Origin of the sequence: Mesorhizobium kowhaii (assembly GCF_003253745.1) — a bacterium.
Classification (GTDB): Bacteria; Pseudomonadota; Alphaproteobacteria; order Rhizobiales; family Rhizobiaceae; genus Mesorhizobium; species Mesorhizobium kowhaii.
The window spans coordinates 43,395-66,150 of the sequence record NZ_MZXV01000037.1 but is presented as its reverse complement, the minus strand read 5'-3'; the positions used below and the strand labels follow the sequence as shown (position 1 = coordinate 66,150).

Here is a 22,756-nt window from a genome sequence, read left to right as displayed (position 1 = left end):
TTAATGGAAGGCGCGCATCTAAGGAGAGCCCGAAATGACAAAAAAGCTGGTCGTGGGGATATCGGGCAATCTGACGCGGCCGTCGAAGACCAACGCGTTCATCAGTCATATCGTCGGCGAGGTGGCGGACCACATCGAGGCGACTTCGGCTGTATTCGACATTGAAGACCTCGGTCCCTCGCTCCCCGCCGCACGGAGCATTGGCAATCTCGACCTGACCGCGCGCAGCATCATCGGCCAAGTGTTGGGCGCGGATGTGCTGGTGGTCGGCACGCCGACCTTCAAGGGCAGCTACACCGGGCTTTTCAAGCATTTCTTCGATCTGCTCGATCCGGCATCGCTGCGCGGCAAGCCGGTCATTCTCGCGGCAACGGGCGGCGGAGAGCGGCACTCGCTAATCGTCGAGCATCAGCTCCGGCCGCTATTCGGCTTCTTCGAGGCGCTGACCATGCCGACGGCGATCTACGCCTCCGACGACGACTTCGCCAATGGCGTGCTGGCGTCGGAGGCCATCCAGGCCCGCGCGCGACAAGCGGTTGCCGAAGTTTCCCGCGTTGTCGGGGCGACCCACTGCATCGGCCTTGCAGCTGATGCCCAAGCAGCCGTTTGAACGGAGGACTCAGCCATGACCAGCTCCAGCAAATCCAGACAGATCAAGCTAGGCGCCTTTCTCCCGGGCGGTGGCCAGCATATCGCCGCGTGGCGCCATCCCGAGGCACCGGCCGACGGCGCGACCAATTTCGAGTTCCACAAGCAATTGGCGCTGACCGCCGAGCGCGGCCTGTTCGATGCCTATTTCCTGGCCGACAATCTGACGGTCGGCCTCGGCGCCCGCCAAGGCGGCAACGCCAAGATCGCGGGCTTCGAGCCGGTGACGCTGTTCGCGGCGCTGGCGCCGCTTACCACGCATCTCGGCTTCATCGCCACCGCCTCCACCACCTATGAGGAGCCGTATACGCTGGCGCGCAAATTCGCCTCGCTCGATCTGTTGTCGAATGGCCGCGCCGGCTGGAACGTCGTGACCTCGGCCGGTGATGAGACCGCCCAGAACTTCAACCGCGATGTCCAACCCAACCACGCCGAGCGCTATGAGCGGGCGCATGAACATGTCGAGACAGTCAAGGCGCTGTGGGACAGCTGGGAGGACGACGCCTTCATCCGCGACAAGCAGTCGGGCCGCTTCTACGACAAGGACAAGCTGCACGACATCGATCACAAGGGCGAGCATTTCAGCGTCAAGGGTCCGCTGAACGTGCCGCGCCCGGTGCAGGGGCATCCGGTGGTGGTGCAGGCCGGGCAGTCCGAGGATGGACGCGGGCTTGCCGCGCACTCGGCCGAGGTGATCTTCTCCGCCCATCAGAAGCTGGAGACGGCGCAGGAATTCTACCGCGACATCAAGGCGCGCGTGGCAGCCGTCGGCCGCGATCCCTGGCAGGTGCTGATCATGCCGGGCGTAGCGCCTTTCGTCGGCCGCACCGAAGAGGAAGCCCGCGCCAAATACCAGCAGCTGAACGACCTCATCCTGCCTGAGGACGGCGCCGCCCTACTCAACGCGCTGGCCGGCCAGACGCTTGACATCAGGGGTTATCGGCTCGACGGGCCGCTGCCGCCGAGCAAGGAAACCGAAGGCATGAAGAGCCGCCAGGTGCTGATCCGCCAGATTGCCGACGAGCACAACTTCACCATCCGCCAGCTCTACCAGTGGGTAGCAACGGCACGCGGCCACTACACCGTCATCGGCAGCGCCACCCAGGTCGCCGACCAGTTGGAGGAATGGTTCACCAGCGAGGCCGCTGACGGCTTCAACATCCTGCCGCCATGGCTGCCCGGCGCGCTCGACGATTTCGTCGACCTGGTCATCCCCGAGCTGCAGCGCCGCGGCCTGTTCCGCTCGGCTTACGAAGGCAGTACGCTCCGCGAGAACCTTGGCCTCAGGCGGCCGGAAAACCCGTGGACCGCCGCACGCTCGACCGCGCTGGCCGCCGAATAATCCTCCGACGCGCCAACAATCTTCCAAGGAAGGGCAAGACGATGACTTTGCAGCACATCGAGCGGCCGATCACGATCGGCGCACGCCGCAGCGGAACCGGCTTCGACACCGACTTCCTGCGCCTCGGCGGCCGAGCCATCGCCCGCTTCCTGTCGCGCTACGGCGTTCTTCTGGCGTTCCTGGCGTTCTGGCAGCTGGCAAGCAGCGTCGGGTGGGTCAATGCCGCCGTGCTGCCGCCGATCGACATGATCGTTGGCGCTCTGTGGAAGGGGCTCGCCGGCGGTGCCTTGCTCGGCGACATCGCCATCAGCCTGCAACGTGCCGGCATTGCCTTCGCAGCCGCCGTCGCGGTCGCCATTCCGCTCGGCCTGTTCATGGGCCAGGTGCGCGCCGTCGAAACCGCGCTCGATCCGATCCTGCAGGTTTTCCGGCAGACCTCCGCGCTGGCGCTCTACCCGGTGTTCATCCTGCTGCTGGGGCTGGGTGAAACCTCAAAGATCTTCGTCATCTTCTGGGCGACCTTGTTTCCGCTGCTGCTCAACACCACCAGCGGCGTCAAGGAAGTCGATCCGAAACTGCTCGAAATGGCCCGGGTCTATGGCGCTGCGCGGCTGACCGTGTTCCGCCGCGTCGTGTTGCCGGGTGCCGTGCCCTCGATCTTCGTGGGCTTGAGGCTCAGCGCCACCACGGCCCTGCTGTTGCTGATCGCTTCCGAAAAATGATCGGCGCCAACAAGGGCATCGGCTTCCAGGTGATGAACGCGCAGTACAACTTCCAGATCCCGCTGATGTTCGCGGCATCGTCATCCTCGCGGCACTCGGCCTGATCGCCAACCAGGCGCTGGTCAGCCTGCAGCGGCGGCTCTGCCGCTGGAGCAATACCGCAGGCTGACCAGCCGCCACTCAATTCAGGACAGCCCTTTCTCAATCCCAGGAAAGACCCGATCATGAAAATCACTCGCCGTTCCCTGCTAGCCGGCGCACCGCTTGCCGCCGGCCTCATCGCCGCCGGGTTGCCTGCGATCGCCAAGTCGCAAGCTGCTTCCGTCAAGATACGCTATCTCGCCGGCCGCGGCGGCATCTCCCCGCATGAGCTCGCCGACGAGCTCGGCTATTTCAAGGGCCTCGGCATCGAGCTCGAGAATGTCGGCTATGTCGGTGGCGGTCCTGAATCGTTGTTCGCGCTCGCCTCCGGCACTGTCGATCGGGGTCGGCCGCTACGCCGGCGGTGATCAACTCGATCGCAGGCGGCAATGACTTCGTTGCCGCCTATCCGAGCAACGGCATCAACAAGGACGTGAAAAGCGTCTTCTACGTGCTTGAAGACAGCCCGATCAAATCGATCGCCGACATCGCCGGCAAGACCATCTCCGTCAACACGCTCGGCGCCCATCTCGACTACACGGTGCGCGAGGCGCTGCACAGCGTTGGCCTGCCGCCGGATGCGGCAAAGCTGGTCGTGGTGCCCGGGCCGCAGCTCGAGCAGACCCTACGCTCGCGTCAGGTCGATATCGCGGGGCTCGGCTACTGGCAGGCGACCTTCGCCGGCGCGCTGGTCGCCAATGGCGGCGTGCGCGGTGTGTTTAACGACACCGATGTGCTGGGCGAGATCGCCGGCGGCTTCGTCGTGCTGCGGCGGGATTTCATCGCGGCCAATCCGGATGCCGCCCGCAACTTCGTCGACCAGTCGGCACGTGCCGCCGACTGGTCGAGGCAGAACCCCGACGAGGCGCGCAAGGTGCTGGCCGACATCCTGAACAAGCGCGGCGAAAACGGCGAACTGGCGCGCTATTGGACGGGCTTTGGCTTGCGCGAAAAGGCGGCGGCGACCGACCAAGACATCGACTTCTGGGTGAGCATCCTGGAGCGTGACGGCCGCTTGCCGAAAGGCAAGCTCAAGGCTGCCGACATCCTCTACCGCGCGGGCGAAACCAAGACCAATTGAGCATTGGAGGCGCAGTCCATGGTTACCACACGCGGCGGTGAGGTCACGATACGCGATCTGTCGAAGTCCTTCAGCCACGGCGGGCGCCGGCTTCCCGTGCTCCGCTCGCTCAACCTCGACATCCGCTCCGGCGAATGCCTGGTCATCGTCGGCGCCAGCGGATCCGGCAAAACGACGCTGCTGCGCATCCTCGCCGGGCTGGAGACCGCGGACGGCGGCGCTGTCGCGATCGACGGCGAGCAAGTCCAGGGCGTTGGCGCGGAGCGGGCGGTAATCTTCCAGGAACCGCGGCTGCTGCCCTGGCTGACCGTGCTCGGCAACGTCGCGTTCGGTCTCGAAGTGCGCGGGCTGGGGAAGGCGGAAGCCGAGGAGCGGGCGCGCTTTTACACCGCGCTGGTAGGCCTCAGCGAATTCACGAGCCAGCTTTCCGGCGGCATGGCGCAGCGTGTCGGCATTGCCCGCGCCTTGACAGTGCAGCCCGAGATCCTGCTGCTCGACGAACCGCTCGGCGCCCTAGACGCCATGACTAAGATTTCCATGCAGGAGGAACTGGCGCGCATCTGGAATGAAGAGAACGTCACCATGGTCATGGTCACCCATGATCTGGAGGAGGCGATCTATCTCGCCGACCGCGTCCTGATCCTGCCCAAGGAGAAGGGCGGCGCGGCGGGGCTGATCACCGTCGACCTGCCGCGGCCGCGCGAGCGCAGCGAAAGCCACTTCGTGCGCTACCGCGAAGAATTGCTGCGGGAGTTCGGCCTGCACTAGGGCTGCCTGTGAAGTGTTGGCAAAAATCTATGAAACGGCCTTCAGTATATTAGCTTGTCCCTGCGGCGGACCTGCTGTCCGCTTGGCCAGCGCCTTTACCCCAACGCTTGTCTATGGGCACCGGCCAACGCCAGCTAGAGTCATCCGACGCCTTGACCTGATGCAAAGCGGCCCTATTTCGTGTCGAGTCACTTCCGTTCTTCCTCACTAGAAGACGGCAGGACCAAAGTCTTGTACCCAACACGCAAAGGTCTGATGGGTCTGTTTAGGTTCTGGCAATGTCTATTGGACGTTCCATTACTTTAGCCAATCGACATATGCACGTTGGAGCCGAAGGCATAGCTGACAGGGCATCGAGTCCGCGGTTAATAGTCGAGCGCCGAGTGCAACCGCTGCTGATTGTAGATGGTTTCGATGAAGGTCCCGATCCTTTAGGTGGGCGTCGGCCGGGTCCTTGAGGACCTGCACTACTCCCTGCTTCATTGTTTTCATGAAGCTTTCCGCCTCGCATTGTCGTAGTGCCAACGCGGCTCATGCTTGGCTGGGTGCCGTGCAGGTTGAGAAGACCGGAATGGGCAGCGCACGAAAATTGGGCGGATTCAGGCCGGTCGTCGCAACACCAATCTGTTTGACCTACCGCAACCACTCGTCAAGCGCCTCAGCGGGCGTTTTCCAGCCCAGTGCTTTCGTGGCCTGGAGTTTAGAGCGTAGCGGCACCAACTCCTGTTCGAGATAGCCGCGGAGCCTAGGAAGGTCAGCGTGCGCCCGCCGGTAATGCGCCTGCAATGACCTTTCAGGCCGGGTTTACGGGCGCGCCGCCTGCACGTCTTCGACAGTCACCGCATCCGTGTAGTTGTTGCCGAAATTGGTACGGATGTAATTAACCACGGCCGTCACCTGCTCGTCATCGAGATAGGAGCCGAGCGGCGGCATCGCCTTCTGACCCTTGACCACCATGACGACCGGATAAGCGCCCGCTTCGAGCTTCTCGTTCTTCGCGAGCGCCGGATATTTGCCGGCCCCGACCGCGCCGACGCCTTCCGGCATGTGGCAACCCCGGCAGATCGCCGCGTAAATCCCGGCGCCATCTCTGGATTGGATCTTCGAGGCATCGCCAAAACCGGTCGAGTCGGACGATTGCCCAAAAACAGGAAACGCAGCGAAAGCCGCAACGGCAACGGTGGCGGCGAAAGAGGTGATCCGATTCATGTCCAAAAGTCTCCAGATTGCGGTCAGGGCGAGCTGGCTGGCGGCGGGCCGTCAGCCGCTGACCACGCGTTGGTGGAGACGCCCGATCGCATCGAGCGAAGACAGGATCGCTCCTTCCATCCAGGCCGGCATGTAGGAGATGTGCTCGCCGGCCATGGCGATGCGCCCGTCGATCGAGCTTGCCGCATGATAGTGTTCCTTGCGCTTCTCCTCGGTCCATTCGCCATAGCAGCCGAGCGTCCATGGCACGCGGTGCCAGCCGACGGCAACGCCGTTGTCGAACTCGTCTTTGTATTGCGGATGGATCTGAGCCCCGTACTCCAGCGCCTTCTGGATGCGCTCTTCCGGCGGCAGCGACGTGAACTCGTAAGCCCAGGCCTCCAATGAAAAGGCGCCGAGCAGCACGCCCTTGCCCGGGCTGTGATAGTCGGTGCTGGGATAGGAGATCAGCGTGTTGGGCAGGTCGGTATAGGTGATGCCGCCGTAGATGTGTTCGTCCTCTTCCCAAAAGCGGCGCTTGAACTGCAATCCCACCTTGATCGCGGCACCGTAAGGCAGGTTGTCAATCGCCGCCTTCGTTTTGGTCGACACCTTGGTTTTGATCTGGCTGAGCACGGAGAACGGCACGGTGCAGATACACCAGTCAGCGGTGGCGGTCTGCGCCTCGCCGCCCTTTCGCGCATCCTCGTAGCGGATGGTGACGCTTTCGTCGTCCTGGTCGATCTCCGTGACCTTCACGTTGTATTTGGTAAGGCTGCCGACTTCCCTCTCGAACGCCCTGGCTATCATGTCCATGCCGCCGACCGGCTGCAGCATCGTGGTCTGGAAGTCATAGAGACTGCCAGTGCTAAGGCTGCTCCACAGGCCGGATTGCACGATGTCGGAGAGCCCTATCGGCTGCGATGGCTTGGCCAGCGGCATCTGGCCGCCGCCCGGTTCAATATCAAAGCCTCGCCGCTCGCTGCTGTGAGTGCCAGCGACGTAAGCGTAGTTTTCGTCAAGCGCGCCCCAGCTCTGCAACGCTTCCAGCAGCTTCTCCCGGTCCTCCGTCGAGACCGCCTGGTCGAGTCCACCCTGCTTCGTCACCTTGGAAAGCAGCTCGGCGACATGGCCGTTGAAATCCGCGCTGACATGGCGGTAGCGCTGCGGCTTGCCTTCGAACGCCTTGACCGAATGCAAGTAGGCGTTGTGGTTCACCTGCACGAACGCCTCGAGTTTGACGCCGAGCCGCTTGCAGTAATCCAGCACGGCATGGTGATGGTAAGGGATACGCCACGGGCCGGGATTGATATAAAGACCCTCGTCGAACTTGCATTCCTGCTCGAAGCCGCCGAGCTCGGTGTAATTGTCGCCGCCACGCAGCGACCAGCAGCGACCGCCGGCTTTTTCCCTGTACTCCAGAACCTGCACCTTGTAGCCGACCTTGCTGAGCTCGTACGCAGCGACCATGCCGGCCAGTCCGCCGCCGAGTACGAGAACGGAAGCCCCTTTCGGATCGCCGTCCAGCTTGATCGGACCCTTGTAGGGCGACTCCTGCGCGAAGCCCAGGGTCGTCATGGCCTGATACATGGCCTCACTGCCGGCAAGCGCGCCGATCATGGTCAGGAGATCGCGGCGGCTGAGTTGGGGAGGAAGCATCGGAGCTACTCTTTCAGGGGGATCGCAAGGACGAGAATAACCGGGCGCGGGGCAGCGGGTCAGCGGTAGACCGGCCTCAGACGATTGTCTACCCGCCTGCCGACGGCCTGGCGTCGCTGTTGGCGATCATCCATCGATCGCGTGACGCCGAGCGCCGGATGCAAGAGATGGTTGCCATGCTACGGCGACGCTCCAGGTCGAAAGGAAAGAAGATGGGACAAGAGTATGCCCGTGAGAGATTCGCGATCGCCATGTCCAGCCTGGTGTCGCTCGGCGACATCCGCAAACGGCTGGAAGGCGCGTACATGTCATTCCACCCTGTCCAAGCAAGCACTTAACAGTCATGAAATGGCAGCGCGGTACAAGAGATCATGTCGCGGCTTACCGCCGTGAAGGCGAGCAATCCGCAGCAGGGTCATCTGCATGCCACGCTCGATCAGATGACCGGGGAAGAGGCTGGGGAGATGGCCGAACTGATGTGGAATTTGATCTACGATCTGCTGACGACGCGGGCAACAGGTGGCCTTCGGAATCCTTGTACAGGACTGCAAAGCCGGCTGAACTTGGTGCTGGGGCCAGCCATTCGCGCCTGGCTGGACCGCCTTCCATTCCGCATTTTCTGAGGATCGAATAACCGCAGGGGAGAGATGATGTTCGGCTACAAGCATTGAGGGCGACAAAGCTTTCGCTAACGCCTGTGTTTCTCCGGGATTTCGGAGATGCATTCCTCAAGACGCTCCAGGCAACTTCGCATTGCGAAGTTCATGTCCGGCTTCGAAACGTCGATGGCGTCCTTGAGGTGTGGGCGCTATGAGGTCGCGCTCCGGTTCCGCAATGCGCGCACGCACCCACATCTCCTGACCGGCTTTGAAGATATGTCCTGGCTGGAGGTGCCAGCCCGAAACAGGCTTCGTCGATATGTGGGCGTTGTAGTGGCTTAGCGCCTTGCTCCGTCCCGTCGCGACGCCAGCGTTTACATTGTAGTGGGCGGCGAAGCCGCTCGCGCTGGTGTCAGCCTCGGTCGGGTCGGTCTGTAGGACCCTCAGTCCGAAGGCGACGCGACCTTTCTGGCCGACCGTGTTCATCACCTCGCGCAGAAGCTCGCTGTCCGAGATGTTTTCGGCTGCCGCTCCTTCGCGCCCTGCTTCTCGCGGCGGAACTGCTCGATCTCGCCCGTAGCCATTTCGCGGAAACCGGAGTCCCTCGTAATTGCTGAACAGCTCGAGATGCCCATGATGGATGGTCTGCATCTGGCGCTCGCCCCCGCGTTGCCATCCGGAGACCCATTCGTAGACCAGCTTGGAGCTTGCCGTGTTGTTGCAGACCACGATGAAGACCGGCGGCACTGGAATGGGCACGCGCTGCCATTCGTCATATTCTGTCTTGTAGTGGCTGAAGAGGGAGATCAGCGCGGTCTGGAGCTGGGCGGGGATCGAAAGCGGGTCGAGTTCGCCGGACTTGCCCGCACCCTTTTTCGGCATGACTTTGCCGATGTGGTCCCACAAATTGCGGTAGACTGGCGCCTCGGCGTTGACGGCATTGTCCGAGACCGGCACACGCGGCAGCTTGACGATGCCACATTAGATTGCGTCGACGAGGCTGAAGTCCGACACCACCCAATGTGCCCTCCTCGTAGTCCGAGCCGCGCAGGAAGACGGCGCGCAGACCGACCCTGCGCTTCAGCGCCTCCAGCCCGGAAATCCAAAGGCGCGGGCCTCGTTGTTCTTCTTTGCCCCTTCCTGTCCTCGCCCTTCGCCTCCGACTCCTCGTCCGTGCCTGCCGCTCGCGATAGCAATGGTGCGCCTCGTCGTTGATGACGACGATGTTCTTCAGGTGAAGGAGCTCGCCGCAAGCGCGGGCGAGCGTTTCGCCTTCGCCTCCTGCTTCTCGATCGGCCGGCCGGTGCGCCCTGCATCAGCCGTTCGCCGACAGGGTTGAGGTCGTGCGCCTTGCGGCGCTGGAAGGCGTGGTAGTTGATAATAACGATCTTGGCCTTGCCGAGGTCGGTCATCAGTTCGGCCGGAACGAGCTCGCGCATGCGGTAGTAATTGTCCGTGTCTGAAGGATTCAGCACGCGCAGCCGGTCCTTGATCGTGATGCCTGGGGCCACCAGCAGGAACCCTCGCGAGAAGAGCGACGAGTTCGGCTGCCGTGCTGCGTTGATCGACTGCCAAGCGATCAGCATGGCCACGACAGTCGTCTTGCCGGCGCCCGTCGCCAGCTTCAGGGCAAGGCGAAAGAGTTCCGGGTTTGCATCGCGATTGGCCTCCTGCAGGTGGCGAAAGATGTGCGCATACTGCTTTCGCCCGCGCGCAACCTCGGCCAGCCAGATTGCCGTCTCGACCGCTTCGATGTGGCAGAAGAACGGCTGCTGGTTGGAGAACTCGTGATGGCGCCAATGCTGCAGTAGACGCCAAAGTCTGGCCACGAGGCGATGTTGACACAGCGTCTGTTGCACCGAATCGGCCGTCGGCCACACGTTGCCGTCGTCAGGTTCTCGACAGCTTCCCGGTGTCAAATCCAAGCCGTGGTCGGCGCTTCCAACCAAGGTGGTGGGAAGGCAGCGCTGACATAGCCGAACGTCGATCAAGTCACGGTCGACGATTGCCCTCATGCTGCATGCCCCTGCGGGACTGAAAAACGGAGAAGAATATGTGCGATGCAAAACTGAAAACCGTGCTTTCGCTTCTTTCGCAGGTGGCCAGACAGTTAAATGCTCTCTCGTCCAACGGACCAGCGACGGATACAAATTGCGTTAAGCTAAATACGAACGAGAACCCGTTTCCGTTGCCGAAGAGCGTAATGCAAAGTGCGATTGCTGCGATCGAACACCAGTATCTTTATCCGGAAGACGACAACCTCAGCTTAAGGGAAGCTGCCTCCGACGCTTACGGACTTTCCAAAGATCAGGTGATTGCCGGCAACGGTTCGTCGGAACTGCTCGGACTCATCTACAGAGCTTTCCTCGCCCCAGGAGATAGAGTGGCGATGCTGTCGCCCGGATTTTCGTTCAACCGAAAACTTGCCATGTTGCAGGGTGCAGAGTTTCTCGAAATCGCATCGAGCGAAGCTCATTCCTTGCCGATAGAAAAACTGCTGTTCGGCCCCGCAAAAGACGCGAAGTTCATTCTGTTGGCTAATCCGAACAATCCGACCGGAACATTCGTGCCGGTCGCCGAAATCGAACGCCTTGTGGAGCTAGCAGATCGCTTGATCGTCTTGGACGAGGCCTACGTCGACTTTGCACCCGACCATGCCCTGCGCCTCCTCAATAGACATTCGAATCTTTTGATCTTGAGGACTTTTTCGAAGAGCTATGCTGCCGCTGGCGTGCGAGTCGGCTTCGGTTTCGGTCATCCAGAAATCATTGGCAGGCTGCGCAACATCCAGAACGTCTTCAACATGAACGTGATCGGGCAGGCGGTCGGGAAAAGCATCCTTGCGCATCGCCACGCCTACGAAGAGAACCACAAGCACATCAAGCATGAACGACAGCGAGTGACCCTGGCGCTGTTGCAACTTGGCTTTTCCGTAACACCCTCCCACGCAAACTTTTTGCTGGCCCGTGTGCCGGCGGGACAGGAGGGCTCATGCTGGCAAGCAGCGTTGAAAGAGCAGAAGATACTTGTCGCCAGCTTTCCTGACAGATATTTGAAGAACTGCATTCGCATCAGCATTGGCACCAAAGAGCAGATGGATAAATTCCTTGCTGCCGCCAAACACATCTGTGTGAGCTTTAGGAGGAAATCGCGGTTCTCGGAAGCATAAAGGTCTGAATTCGCTTTGAATGGGCGGTGCATGAGGTAATATGTGTCGACGTGTTATGAGTTCCGGTGTTCCAACGAGTAGGATAGATTATGTCTAATTTGGAGAAGAATTAATTGAAGAAAAGTTTTACTTCGGGCTTGACCTTCGGCATCTTCGATCATCTGGACGAAAACGGCGATGATATCGCCCAGCAATATGCAGATCGGCTGAGCCTAGCAGAGGCGTGCGATGGCTATGGCTTTTATGCGTATCATCTCGCAGAGCACCACTGTACGCCGCATGGCAGAGGTCCATCACCGAATTTGTTCTTAGCGAGCGTCGCCCAGCGAACCCGCCGTCTTCGTGTTGGTCCCATGGTAATGCTACTTGCGCTCTATCATCCGCTGCGTGCGTTCGAGGAGATCTGCATGCTTGATCAGTTGAGCGGCGGTAGGCTCGAACTCGGCATAGGGCGCGGCTCTGCCCCGACTGAATTGGGATACTTCGGGGTTGCTGTAGAAGCAGCACCAGAACAGTATGCGGAGGCCAGCGAGATTCTCATCAATGCGATGAAAGGCGGGACGCTTTCTTATCAGGGCCGCCACTTTGAGTTGAAGGACGTTCCGTTGACGTTGAGACCTCACCAATATCCCCATCCGCCGACATGGATCGCCACCAATCGACCCGAGCCGGCTAGTTGGGCCGCCGAGAATGGGGCAAACATCGCCTGCGTTGGACCTTGCACATCTGTTCGCAGCGTTACCGACGCATTCCGCGCCGCTCGAATGCACGATGCTGACGTTAGCCACCAAGCACCATTTCTTGGATTGCTCCGAATGGTGGTGATAGAGCGTTCTGAAACAGATGCGTATTTGCTCGCAGCACCTGCCTATGAACGATGGCTCAAGAGCTTCAAATTTCTATACGAACTTAATGCCATTCCCACTCCACCAAACTTGCCGCTGGACTTCGATGCAGCAATTGAAAGTGAATTGTGCGTCGTGGGAACGGCAGCTTCTGTCCGACAAGCTCTCCTTGATCAGCTGGAAGAGGCAGGTGCTAATTATCTTCTGTGTCAACTGGCATTTGGGGATTTGCCGCTGGATGCGTCGCTATACACCGCATCGACCATTCGATCCGAAATCATGGCTCGAGTTGGCGCATCGTGAAATCCGTTACGTGATTGGAGGAGCAGCCGCAGCGCTGCTCCTCATTCCGAAACGGTTGTGGGGGATTAACGTATATGCCTTACCATATGAGCAAACAGCGCCGGCGCCGAGCCAGTCTAATCTAAGTCCGCATGACCACTGGCCAATCCGCAACAGCTTGTCACGATCATATTCCCCCAGCTTGCGCGGCTATCCACCTTCTCGAAGCGTTCGCCAGTCATCACGTCTGCGAGCCGGCTTTGAGGATCCTGTCGAGGGCTTCTTGAGGCACATCGTCGAAGTGGCCTGCTGCCGGTTTCGTGGACACCGAGATAAGGTGTTTAACGGAACTGGAGAGTGGAATGCAGAGAAGGAAGTTCAGCCGCGAGTTCAAGCTTGAGGCAGTGAGGCTGGTGAAGGATCGGGGCGTCGCGGTGGCGCAGGCGGCCCGCGACCTCAATCTCCACGAGAATGTGCTGCGCAAATGGGTGCGCGATCTATCGGCCGATCCGCAGCATGCCTTTCCCGGTCATGGGCAGATGAAGCCGGAGCAGCTGGAGATTGACCGGCTGCGCAAGGAAGTCGCCAAGCTTAAGGCGGAGCGCGACATCCTAAAAAAGGCCGCAGCCTACTTCGCGAGGGAAGTGACGTGAGGTTCGCTTTCATCGCGAGGCACCGGGGCATCTGGCCGGTGGCATGGCTGTGCAGTGCGCTGGATGTGTCCCGCTCGGGCTTCCATGCCTGGCTCAGCCGCAGCCCCAGCGTTCGCTCCCGGCATGACGAGATCCTCGTTTCCAGGATCGACCGAAGCTTCAAGAGCAGCGACCGCACCTACGGCGCGCGTCGGGTCTGGCACGACGTTCTGGCAGAGGGGCTTTCCTGCGGACTGCATCGCATCGAACGGCTTGATGCGGGAGAACGGTCTGCGGGCCCGGCCTCGGCGTCGTGGGCTGCCGAAAGATACTGGCGAGCGCTCGGCAGCGTCGGACAACCTCCTTGACCGCGCCTTCGAGGCGGCGGCACCGAACCAGAAATGGATCGCCGACTTCACCTATATCTGGACCGCCGAAGGATGGCTCTATGTTGCCGCCGTCGTTGATCTGTTCTCCAGGCGTGTCGTCGGCTGGGCGATGAGGGCCGAGATGACGGCCCAGCTCGTCACTGACGCTCTCATCATGGCGATCTGGAGGAGAGGCAAGCCGGACAGCCTGCTGCACCACTCCGACCAGGGATCGCAAGGCGGATTCAAGCGGTCGTCGCAACACCTGAACGAAGGAGGTTGCGATGGACATTCGAAAGCGACGGTCACACCGTTCTGGACGAGCGCCGCTGCCGTCACCGGGACGGCCGCCAGTAGCGGGACGATCTGAACTCCAGCGATTCTGGTTGGGGATCGCGCAAGGAATGACCAGCGAGGATGCTGCATTGGCGGCTGGTATGTCGCAGCCTGTCGGTACCAGATTGTTCCGACAGGCGGGCGGCATGGCACCAGCGATGTTCAGATCTTCGACCAAGCCGCCGTCCGGGCGGTACCTCTCGTTTGTGGAACGTGAGGAGATCGCACTACTTCGCATTCAGGGCCTTTCGAGACGCGAGATCGGACGCCAACTTGGCCGATCCGCCTCGACCATCTCCCGCGAGCTACGACGCAATGCCGCGACGCGCAGCGGTGGCCTGGAGTATCGTGCATCGACAGCCCAATGGCATGCCGAGCGATCGGCCCGTCGGCCCAAACCGACCAAGCTTGCGCTCAACACGACCTTGCGCACTTATGTGGAGCAGAGACTGGCCGGCGTCGTCATGACCCCGAGCGGCGCTCCCGTTCCTGGTCCCGCCGTTTCGTGGAAGGGCCGCCGGCATGGCCCGCGAAAGAATCGGCGATGGGCCAGAGCTTGGAGCCCGGAGCAGATTGCCCGACGCTTGCCGATCGACTTCCCGGACGACAAGACGATGCGCATCAGCCACGAAGCCATCTATCAAGCCCTGTTTGTTCAGGGTCGGGGAGCGCTACGCCGCGAACTGTCGGCCTGCTTGCGAACGGGGCGCGTGCTGCGGGTCCCCAGGGCGCGCGAACGCAGGCGAGGCAAAAGCTTTGTCTTGCCGGAGATCATGATCAGCCAACGCCCCGCCGAAGCGGCCGATCGCGCGGTGCCGGGTCACTGGGAGGGAGACCTCATTCTTGGTCTTGGCAGCTCGGCGATCGGCACGCTGGTAGAGCGTACGACGCGCTTCACGATGCTGCTTCATCTTCCCCGGCTCGCTGGGCATGGCGAAGCTCCGCGCATGAAGAATGGCCCTGCGCTTGCCGGACACGGAGCCGAAGCCGTCCGCGACGCAATTACACGCACCATCATCACTTTGCCCGAAGAACTCCGCCGTTCGCTGACCTGGGATCAGGGAGCGGAAATGGCCCAGCATGATCGCCTCAAGATCGATGCGGGCGTCCAGGTCTACTTCTGCGATCCGCAAAGCCCGTGGCAGCGTGGCACTAACGAGAACACCAACGGGCTGCTACGTCAGTACTTCCCGAAAGGCACTGATCTGAGCATCTACAGCGCTGACGAAATCGCCGCTGTGGCCGCGGCCCTCCATGCTCGACCGAGAAAGACCTTGAACTGGAAGACGCCGGCAGAAGCGCTTGACGAGTTGCTGCCATGAGGACACACAATCGGTGTTGCGACGACCGTTTGAATCCGCCCAATATACGAGCGAGCAGTTCCAGCGACTGATGGCCGACCACGGCATCACCTGTTCAATGAGCCGGTCGGGCAACGTCTGGGACAACGCTGCGATGGAGAGCTTCTTCTCGTCGCTCAAGACCGAGCGGACAGCCCGCAAGGTCTACAGGACGAGGGATGACGCCAGGGCGGATGTGTTCGATTACATCGAGCGCTTCTATAACCCTCGGCGAAGGCACTCGACGCTAGGCTATCTGAGCCCCGTCGAGTTCGAGGAACAAGCTATGCTAGCTTAACCTCGTGTCCGAAAAACCGGCAGCAGGCCAGACGGGTTGGTCTCACCATTGGCTCGATCGTTACTCATCATCGACTGCCGTTACCAATTCGGGTGATCTGCGTTTCGTCAGGCTCTGAGTTCGTAAGGTCGATAGGCTTCCTTGCGCGTCAGTACGACCCACGCGATCCAGGCGAGCTTGTTGGCGAGTGCAACGGAGACAAGCTTGAACGGCTTTTTCTCCATGAGCTTTCTGATCCAGTTCGCCATGGGCGTTGGCTTGTCCTTTGTGTGGCGGATCACGGCGGTGGCGCCGACGACGAGCAAGCGACGCAAGTATCTGTCTCCCTGCTTGGAGATGCCGCCGAGCCGTGTCTTGCCGCCGGTGGAATGTTGTTGCGGTGTCAGCCCGAGCCAGGCGGCGAACTGCCTGCCCGAGCGGAACTGATCGGGATCGGTGACGGTGGCGGCAAGAGCCGTGGCCGTGATCACGCCGAGGCCAGGGATTCCGGCGAGCCGGCGACTGGCCTCGCTCTCGGCATGCCAAGCCATGAGCTGCCGATCCAGTTCCGCGATCTCATCGTTGAGCGCCATGATCTGGCGAACAAGAATCCCCAGAGAAGTACGGGCATGAGCTGGTAAAGCATTTTCGTCGGACAGCGCCAGTTCGGCTAGCTTCGCCAGATTAGCGATGCCGGGATTTGCGACAAGACCGAGTTCGGCCAAATGCGCGCGCAAGGCATTGGCGATCATGGTGCGTTGGCGCACGAGCAACGATCGGGCGCGATGGGTCATGAGAATGCTCTGCTGCTCGATCGTCTTCACCGGCACGAAACGCATCGTCGGGCGCTGCACAGCTTCGCAGATCGCTTCGGCATCGAGTGCATCACTCTTGCCGCGCTTGACATAGGCCTTCACGTAAGACGGTGGAATGAGGCGAACCTCGTGTCCCATGGCGGCGAGGATGCGAGCCCAGTAATGCGCCGTTCCGCATGCCTCCACTCCGATCAGGCAGGGTGGGAGTCTCGAGAAGAAGGGCATCATCTGCTTGCGGTGAAGCCGCTTCAACAACGCCGTGGCACCTGTCTCGTCAATGCCATGAGCCTGGAACACGCTTTTGGCCAGATCCAATCCAACGGTCGTGATCTTCATCGTGAATGCTCCTTTTATCGCTTCGAGTGACCGGCCCGCATCATAGCCGCGGCTCGGCGGTACGGGGGCGTCCACATCATCAAGATGCTGGCTGGACGGAGGCCAGCATCTGATGACGCGAGCCCTTTCGAATGATCTTCGTGAGCGTGTTGTTGAGGCGGTTGGCGCTGCATGCCGCCCGGCTCCCCCGGAGAAGGCGCAGGGTCGGCGCTGGCGCGCTCGTCATCGCCAGCGCTTTCGATGACCCGAATGGCGGCGACCGGGCACTGGCTGGCCGCGAGCCGCACGGCGGCGTGCAACGCCTGCGGCACCGTCGCCACGCACACTTCGGCCACGCCGTCCGGTACGCGCTGGCGAAAGGTGCCCGGCAGCGTCAGCACGCACTGCCCGGTAGTTCCGCCTGGTCGACCACGACGCGCATCTCAGCCCCCCGCCTGCGCATGCAGCCGCACCGGCAGCGCGCGGAACGTCCTAAGGAACGCGGAGGGCTCCCGGGTCGGCTGCTCGGCCAATGCCAGCGTGGGGAAGCGCGCCTGGATCTGCGGCAAGCTCTCGGCTGTCAATGACCACGGAATCGGGACCCTGTTTTTTCGCGCAAAAGGGACCCCGGCTTTCGGTGTTGAGAGGCACGCCGGTAAGCGCCCGATCAGGCGAAGCTGGTTGGGGTTGCACAGCCTGATCGGGCGCGACTGATTGGCTTTCGGACTTCAGCTTTGAGAGCGGCTCTTGAAGCGCCAGGATTCGTTGCCAGTCTCGGCGATCTCGCAGTGATGGGTGAGGCGGTCGAGCAGCGCGGTTGTCATCTTGGCGTCGCCGAAGACGCTCGGCCATTCCCCGAAGGCGAGATTGGTGGTGATGATGACACTGGTGCGTTCGTAAAGCTTTGAGACCAGATGGAAGAGCAACTGCCCGCCGGCCTGGGCGAAGGGAAGATAGCCGAGTTCATCGAAGACGACAAAGTCGAGCCGGGTAAGGTGATCGGCAATGCGGCCCTGCCGGCCGGCACGGGTCTCGGTCTCGAGCCTGTTGAGGAGGTCGACAACGTTGAAGAAGCGCCCGCGTGCGCCGTTGCGGATGAGAGAACGGGCAATGGCGATCGCCAGATGCGACTTGCCGGTGCCTGTCCCGCCGACCAGGACGACATTGCGCTGATCGGCGACGAAGGCGCCGACAGCTCGACATAGATCGGCGCAGTGCTTGTGATCAGGAGAACTTTGATCCGCAAAGCCATTCGATCACCTATTCGATTATGAATCCGCGACCGCGCTTGGCCCCTGGCGCGCCGGTGTGGGCAGCAGCGCGGTCTCGCGGCGCATTTGCCGGCGAATTCGTCGGAGCGCCGTCCAAAGCCGGCGCCATCCGGTCCGTGGGTGCGCTCATCTGCTTGGGACTGGAGCCTGGTCTCACGATGTAAGGCGTAACCAGAATTATCAGTTCTGATTCTTCCTTTTGAAACGAGGAGGAACGAAACAAGGCGCCGAGGACCGGAATTTCGCCGAGAAAGGGAAAGGCATTGACGTTATTATTGACGTTGCGCCTGATGAGAAATTTTTGCAAAGCTCTCCCACTGGCGAGTTCGACGACTGTGTCGGCCCGGCGCGTGGAAACTGCCGGTACGACGATACCCTTGATTTGAACCGCACCTTGGGACGTTAGTTCACTGACTTCCGGCTTTACGTGAATGTTGATTTGATTGTTGCTGAGAACCGTCGGCACGAATTTCAGGCTGACGCCGAAGTGACGGAAGTCGACCGAAACTTGCCCGTTCTCCTGCAGGACAGGGATGGGAAATTCGCCGCCGGCGAGAAAGCTGGCAGTTTCACCGGACATCGCCGTGAGATTCGCTCAGCCAGAACGGAAGCTATGTGCTCCTTGGCGAGCGCGTCGAGAACCGCGCCGATGTTGACGGCACCATTGTTGAATCCGATTTCTGCTGTACCGCCACCCTGCGCCGCACCGGAGCCACCGCCGCTGCCGCTTAACACGCCCACTCTGAAATTGTCGATTTGTCCAAAGGCGGAGAGGTTAACGCCCAGTGCCTTCATGGCGCTACGGGAGACCTCCGCTACGCGCACACTGAGATTGACTTATAACGACCCAGCGACCTTGATGTTATTGACGACTTGCGCACCGTCGCCGAGATATTGCTCAGTGACCCTTTTCGCGGTGTCGGCGACCGCAGCATTGGGCGCTGTACCGCTAAGGATAGCGCCGCGCGGCGTATAGCTCACGTGGATTGAAGAGTCGCCAACCTGGTCCCTCAATATGGCGCGCAGTTCCTCGATCGGTTGCGTGACGACAATACGCAACGCGGCGAGAGCCTCGCCCTTGTCATCCAGGGCAAACAGGCTTGTCCGCCCGGATTTCTTCCCAAAGACGAAGATGGTTGTGCTCGAGACTGCCTGGTAGTCCGCGATCGTCGGGTCAGCAACAAAGATGGTCGTGGCTGGCGCGGGCAAATGAACAGTCTTGCCGAGCGAAGAGGAAAGGTTCAGCGTGCCATCGATGATGTTGGAAGCAGCACGCGGCGCCCCGTTATCCTCGATGTCTTGGGCCAGGGCAGAAACTGGACATGACAGAATGAGCGCGCAGAGGAGGCGGCCCAAGTAAGGAGAAACAGTAGTAGATCTCGAGCCGACAGTGGGTGGGCGTCGCCGATCGGTGTCAGAATAATCAGCTGGAATTATTTTCAAAGCAGTTCTTTCAAAGTCTGTCAACTAAGGATGTCTCTCTAGTCGCATTCAAGAATATAACCGACGCCGCGCACAGTTTTTATCCGTGGCGTTGCTCCTGATCTGCTCAGATATCCACGTAAGCGATAGATTCCAACTTCAAGCGCGTTGGCAGATACTTCATCGTTGAACGAATAGAGATGATCTTCCAACTGCGAACGCGGCACGATGCGGCCAGCACGGTTGAGCAGATGCTCTAGAATGCACAGTTCACGGCGTGCGACCGTCAGCGGATGACCAGCAACGGAAACCTGTCGGCCGATCGGATCGAAATGGAGATTGCCAAAGGCAATGATGGGGGCGGTCATCTGCGTTGACCGCCGCAGAACGGCTCTCATTCTGGCAATGAGCTCATTGGTACACACGGGCTTGAGCAGAAAATCGTCCGCCCCACCGTTGAAAACCGCAATTCGGTTCTCAAGATCATCGACGTCACTCAGAACGAGAGCAGGAACTGAATGTCCCTCACTCCTTAGCTGCTTCAGCCAATCCAAGCCATCGCCATCCGGCAGAGCCATCTCCAGCAGGAGAATTTCATAGGTGGCGCAAGAAAATGCACTGGACGCATGTTCCAGTGTGCGAACGACATCAACGGCGAAACCGCTATCCCCGAGTGCAACTCCCACGGCTCGCGTAAGATCCGCATGGTGGTCAACGAATAGCGTTCGCATTTCATCTCCTATCAATGGTAGGACAGGTCACCGGGACTGTTGAGAGGCCGACAGCACAAGTCGCGCAACTCGTCGCAGTATTCGTAATCCTCTTTGGGACGGCTAATCGCAGCAGCATGCGAACTGCGGGCGTGCAGTTGGCGGGGATAGAACGTGTGAAGAGTGTCGATGGGCAGAAACATCGTTTGGCCAGCCCAACATGCCACGAACCCTGTCTGCAATTTGTTTGCATCATCGATCCTGCCTACGTGCGGCCCCCTGCCTTCGCCAGGCCAGCGTTTGCCCTCCAGTGCCACGATTCCATGGCTCGCACGGGGTTAGCTTTCGACAAGTGACTTCAACAAATCGATTGTTCGGATCGTAACCATCCATATCTTGGATGAACCGCAGGTCGCGCTGTGAGGCTGATGCTTCTTACCGCGGCTGGAGTTTGCGTTCGGTCATCAGAGCCTCGAGCGCGGCGGACTGGACACTGGCCTGGCCGCCGCCCAACCTGAGCGCGGAGAGAACTGTCACCCATACGTCTCGCGTCTGTGGCCCCTATATGACGTAGCCGCTGACGAATCTGTAATTTCTGGTGAGCGCGGCGTCGTCAGGATGGGGAGTCAGGACAGCACGAGCCACAATCGGGGCTCCTCCGCCGGTCGACTTCTTGAGACACAGACGGTTCAGCGTCTGCCCGAACCGCGGCGTGGATGAGGCTCAGGTCTGCCTGAGACAGATGAGGATGGAACGGGTCTGGCAGACCCGAGAGGCTGGCCGCGGGAACTTGGGCTGAGGCTCGGTGCGCCTCGTCCAAGTGCTGCTCAAACCCCTCTTGGCCGGCCTGTCGGATTGCTCTTGCGCTACGGCGTGCTGCACCTGCCGCCAAGCTGCTACAATGAACAATAAGTTTGTGTGGGCGCACGCTATCCTCACTTCCACAGATCAGATGATCGACCTACTCGGGCAAGCTTTCGAGAGGCTGACGAGGTCCGCTGCGCGGCGACAAACAAGGTGAGGCTGAGCTCCCGAAGGGCCTCTTCGACCCGGAGCGCATCCTCACGATATTGGAAGCAGACGTCGATATAGTGCGCCAGCCTGGCCTCGCCCGGTGACGGTGGCGGGGACCTCAGCCGAGGCCAAGGATGAAGCGCCGATTGAGTGAACGGATAGGCCGCGCGTTCGACGGATAGAGTGAGGTAAATCGCTCCATGTCTGCTGGGTCGACCTCAACCGGTTCCGTCGCAACCATCCACTCGACGTTTTCAGTGCATGGCGGCGTCGTCAATGATCCCTCGTATGTCCAGTAGCCAAGCGAAGCCGGTAGAAGCCCGTTGGGGTCGATCTCGTCAACCGCTGTCTCCTCGTCTGAGCTTGCGGGAAATGCTGCGGCAAGGCTGGCAAAGCTGGCATTTGTTGCGCCCGGCGTCAGAAACACGCCTAGCACACCCAACATATTGCTATCAGTGTCTTTATGGACGAAATGCGCCTCCATCGGAAAACTCCTGCCTCCGACGTAGTGTTCACTCGGCGCATGGAAATGGAACTGTATCAGTTCGTAGACACGATCCCCGCGGGTGAGCGTGCTGCCTTGCGGCAGGTTGACTTGAATGGTGTGGCCGTTGTTCACCATCCTGCCGCCGCCCTTGTGCCAACCTATTGCGATGTGCGGGATATCCGCCTTGACAGCGCCCTTGATATCGATCGGCGATTGCTGCGTGCCCGCCGAGCAGACGAAATTCCTCTTATCCAGATCGCCCCAGTGTTCGGGTCCGACCGGGCCGGCATATCCCCAATGGGTGCTTGCGGCCCGCGCGGCTTCAGCGCAAATGGGACATGCGCCGAGTGCGACGAACCCTTTGATCAAATTACGACGATGCATATTGCTTTCGCTCCTGGATATGGACTGGGCTTTTCAATTGGGGGTCGCAACTATGATGTGGCAACATCATCGCAACTATGCCAAACAGCTCGGTATAGGACCAGCGCATCGCGGTCTGTAACGGCCAGTGTCGAGACGTTGATCGCCCCGGCTGTCTGCACCGAATACGTCGTTGCCTTTATGACCGACTGCCCTCGCCGTCCCAGATCACACAGTCGAACTCGCTGCCGAAGATGGCCCCCGGGCCACCCTTGAGAAACATTCCATGCAACTACTCCGGTGCTGTCCACCACGCCAAGGGAGGCCTTCATATTCATCATCGGGCCACTAGAGAAATCGATTGCTTCGATAAAGACCATCCGCGATATAGATGCATTCACGCGAATGCGCGGTGCTGCCGACCCCCAGTGCTCGGATCAGTAGAGTGCATCTGCAGGCTGCGGCGCCCGCCCGCTCACTTCGATGTGCTTGATATTGAAGCGTTTGACCCAAGCGAACACCAGGCGCCAGGAGCGGGTTGCTCGTCTTAAGAGGGCCATCGCGACAGCTTGGCCCACTGGTTGCTCACACCGGTGGTCGAACGCCTGCAGCCACTGCGTGGCCTCGGGCCGATCTTCGCGGTGAGATTCATGGTTGAGATTGGCGATGTATGCCGGTTCAGTCACCCGCTCGGGCATGTCGCTAAAGGCATCCACCTGGTGCCGAAATTGATCGTAGCGCTGCAGAATGGCCTTTTCCTCGGAAGGTCTCGTTCGATCGTCCACCGAACGCGGGCATAGAGGAATTCGGCGTGCGGGGTTGCATCGAAGAAAATGTCCGGGCACAAATCGGCCGGCCAGATCTCGGACACCGCCGGGCCCGACAGGGAGTCGTCCAATCGGCGCCTCCCCGTAATGGTCTCCGAGTGTTGCGTACTGATCAGCTCAATCAAGCCACGAGAT

The 22,756-nt window shown here is 60.6% G+C and carries 13 protein-coding genes and 9 pseudogenes; 11 read left to right on the top strand and 11 right to left on the bottom strand.

Translation table 11 applies throughout. The annotated features are described in order from the left end of the window. The first annotated feature begins 34 nt into the window (after positions 1-34). From msuE to B5V02_RS18355, 5 genes and pseudogenes are all read left to right on the top strand, one after another. The gene (msuE, locus tag B5V02_RS18375) at positions 35-610 is read left to right on the top strand and encodes an FMN reductase (protein ID WP_111545563.1); all 576 of its coding nucleotides are present in this window, start codon (positions 35-37) and stop codon (positions 608-610) included. Positions 611-625: 15 nt separating this feature from the next. Next, positions 626-1,990, top strand: coding sequence for an LLM class flavin-dependent oxidoreductase (locus B5V02_RS18370; protein ID WP_111545562.1), 1,365 nt, complete (start codon positions 626-628; stop codon positions 1,988-1,990). 41 nt (positions 1,991-2,031) lie between these two features. Continuing rightward, positions 2,032-2,881, top strand: a pseudogene (locus tag B5V02_RS18365) (ABC transporter permease). Positions 2,882-2,936: 55 nt separating this feature from the next. Beyond that, positions 2,937-3,934: pseudogene (locus tag B5V02_RS18360) on the top strand (ABC transporter substrate-binding protein). Between the two features lie 18 nt (positions 3,935-3,952). Beyond that, positions 3,953-4,702 (top strand): ABC transporter ATP-binding protein, encoded by a 750-nt coding sequence (locus B5V02_RS18355; protein WP_111545561.1) that lies wholly within the window; start codon positions 3,953-3,955, stop codon positions 4,700-4,702. Between the two features lie 804 nt (positions 4,703-5,506). Here the strand turns inward: B5V02_RS18355 and B5V02_RS18350 are convergent. Together B5V02_RS18350 and B5V02_RS18345 are read right to left on the bottom strand one after the other, a co-directional pair. Further along, positions 5,507-5,911, bottom strand: coding sequence for a c-type cytochrome (locus tag B5V02_RS18350; RefSeq protein WP_111545560.1), 405 nt, complete (start codon positions 5,909-5,911; stop codon positions 5,507-5,509). Between the two features lie 51 nt (positions 5,912-5,962). Beyond that, the gene (locus B5V02_RS18345) at positions 5,963-7,549 is read right to left on the bottom strand and encodes an NAD(P)/FAD-dependent oxidoreductase (RefSeq protein WP_111545559.1); all 1,587 of its coding nucleotides are present in this window, start codon (positions 7,547-7,549) and stop codon (positions 5,963-5,965) included. A 371-nt stretch (positions 7,550-7,920) separates the two neighbouring features. Here B5V02_RS18345 and B5V02_RS18335 point away from each other — a divergent pair, with 371 nt between their 5' ends. Then, positions 7,921-8,172: a hypothetical protein gene (locus B5V02_RS18335; protein ID WP_111545557.1), complete on the top strand. Its 252-nt coding sequence runs from the start codon at positions 7,921-7,923 to the stop codon at positions 8,170-8,172. Between the two features lie 417 nt (positions 8,173-8,589). Here the strand turns inward: B5V02_RS18335 and B5V02_RS42690 are convergent. Further along, positions 8,590-9,962: pseudogene (locus B5V02_RS42690) on the bottom strand (DEAD/DEAH box helicase family protein); the annotation flags it as partial. A gap of 239 nt (positions 9,963-10,201) precedes the next feature. On the opposite strand from B5V02_RS42690, the gene hisC reads away from it, so the two are divergent. The 5 genes and pseudogenes from hisC to B5V02_RS18305 all read left to right on the top strand — a co-directional run. Further along, entirely contained in the window at positions 10,202-11,317 is a 1,116-nt protein-coding gene (gene hisC / locus B5V02_RS18325) for a histidinol-phosphate transaminase (RefSeq protein WP_111545556.1), read from the top strand. Positions 11,318-11,430: 113 nt separating this feature from the next. Continuing rightward, on the top strand, positions 11,431-12,465 hold the full coding sequence (locus tag B5V02_RS18320; protein WP_111545555.1) for an LLM class flavin-dependent oxidoreductase: 1,035 nt from the start codon (positions 11,431-11,433) through the stop codon (positions 12,463-12,465). A gap of 341 nt (positions 12,466-12,806) precedes the next feature. Beyond that, positions 12,807-13,724 (top strand): annotated as a pseudogene (locus B5V02_RS18315) (IS3 family transposase); the annotation flags it as partial. Positions 13,725-13,728: 4 nt separating this feature from the next. Next, entirely contained in the window at positions 13,729-15,102 is a 1,374-nt protein-coding gene (locus tag B5V02_RS18310) for an IS30 family transposase (protein ID WP_167458548.1), read from the top strand. A 37-nt stretch (positions 15,103-15,139) separates the two neighbouring features. Beyond that, positions 15,140-15,418 (top strand): annotated as a pseudogene (locus tag B5V02_RS18305) (IS3 family transposase); the annotation flags it as partial. A gap of 107 nt (positions 15,419-15,525) precedes the next feature. Here B5V02_RS18305 and B5V02_RS18300 read toward each other — a convergent pair. The 8 genes and pseudogenes from B5V02_RS18300 to B5V02_RS18260 form a co-directional block, all read right to left on the bottom strand. Then, a complete protein-coding gene (locus tag B5V02_RS18300) occupies positions 15,526-16,548 on the bottom strand; it encodes an IS110 family RNA-guided transposase (RefSeq protein WP_111545554.1) in 1,023 nt (340 codons plus the stop codon). A gap of 134 nt (positions 16,549-16,682) precedes the next feature. Next, positions 16,683-16,969 (bottom strand): annotated as a pseudogene (locus tag B5V02_RS18295) (ferredoxin); the annotation flags it as partial. Position 16,970: 1 nt separating this feature from the next. After that, positions 16,971-17,105, bottom strand: a pseudogene (locus tag B5V02_RS41610) (cytochrome P450); the annotation flags it as partial. 150 nt (positions 17,106-17,255) lie between these two features. Then, positions 17,256-17,723 (bottom strand): annotated as a pseudogene (locus B5V02_RS18285) (ATP-binding protein); the annotation flags it as partial. A 64-nt stretch (positions 17,724-17,787) separates the two neighbouring features. Next, positions 17,788-19,154, bottom strand: a pseudogene (locus B5V02_RS18280) (type II and III secretion system protein family protein). Positions 19,155-19,279: 125 nt separating this feature from the next. Next, complete coding sequence (locus tag B5V02_RS18275) at positions 19,280-19,951, bottom strand: winged helix-turn-helix domain-containing protein (RefSeq protein WP_111545553.1); 672 nt, start codon at positions 19,949-19,951, stop codon at positions 19,280-19,282. Positions 19,952-21,062: 1,111 nt separating this feature from the next. After that, a complete protein-coding gene (locus B5V02_RS18265; protein WP_111545551.1) occupies positions 21,063-21,815 on the bottom strand; it encodes a carbonic anhydrase in 753 nt (250 codons plus the stop codon). A gap of 416 nt (positions 21,816-22,231) precedes the next feature. Beyond that, a complete protein-coding gene (locus tag B5V02_RS18260) occupies positions 22,232-22,579 on the bottom strand; it encodes a hypothetical protein (protein WP_146606085.1) in 348 nt (115 codons plus the stop codon). Positions 22,580-22,756: the final 177 nt, after the last annotated feature.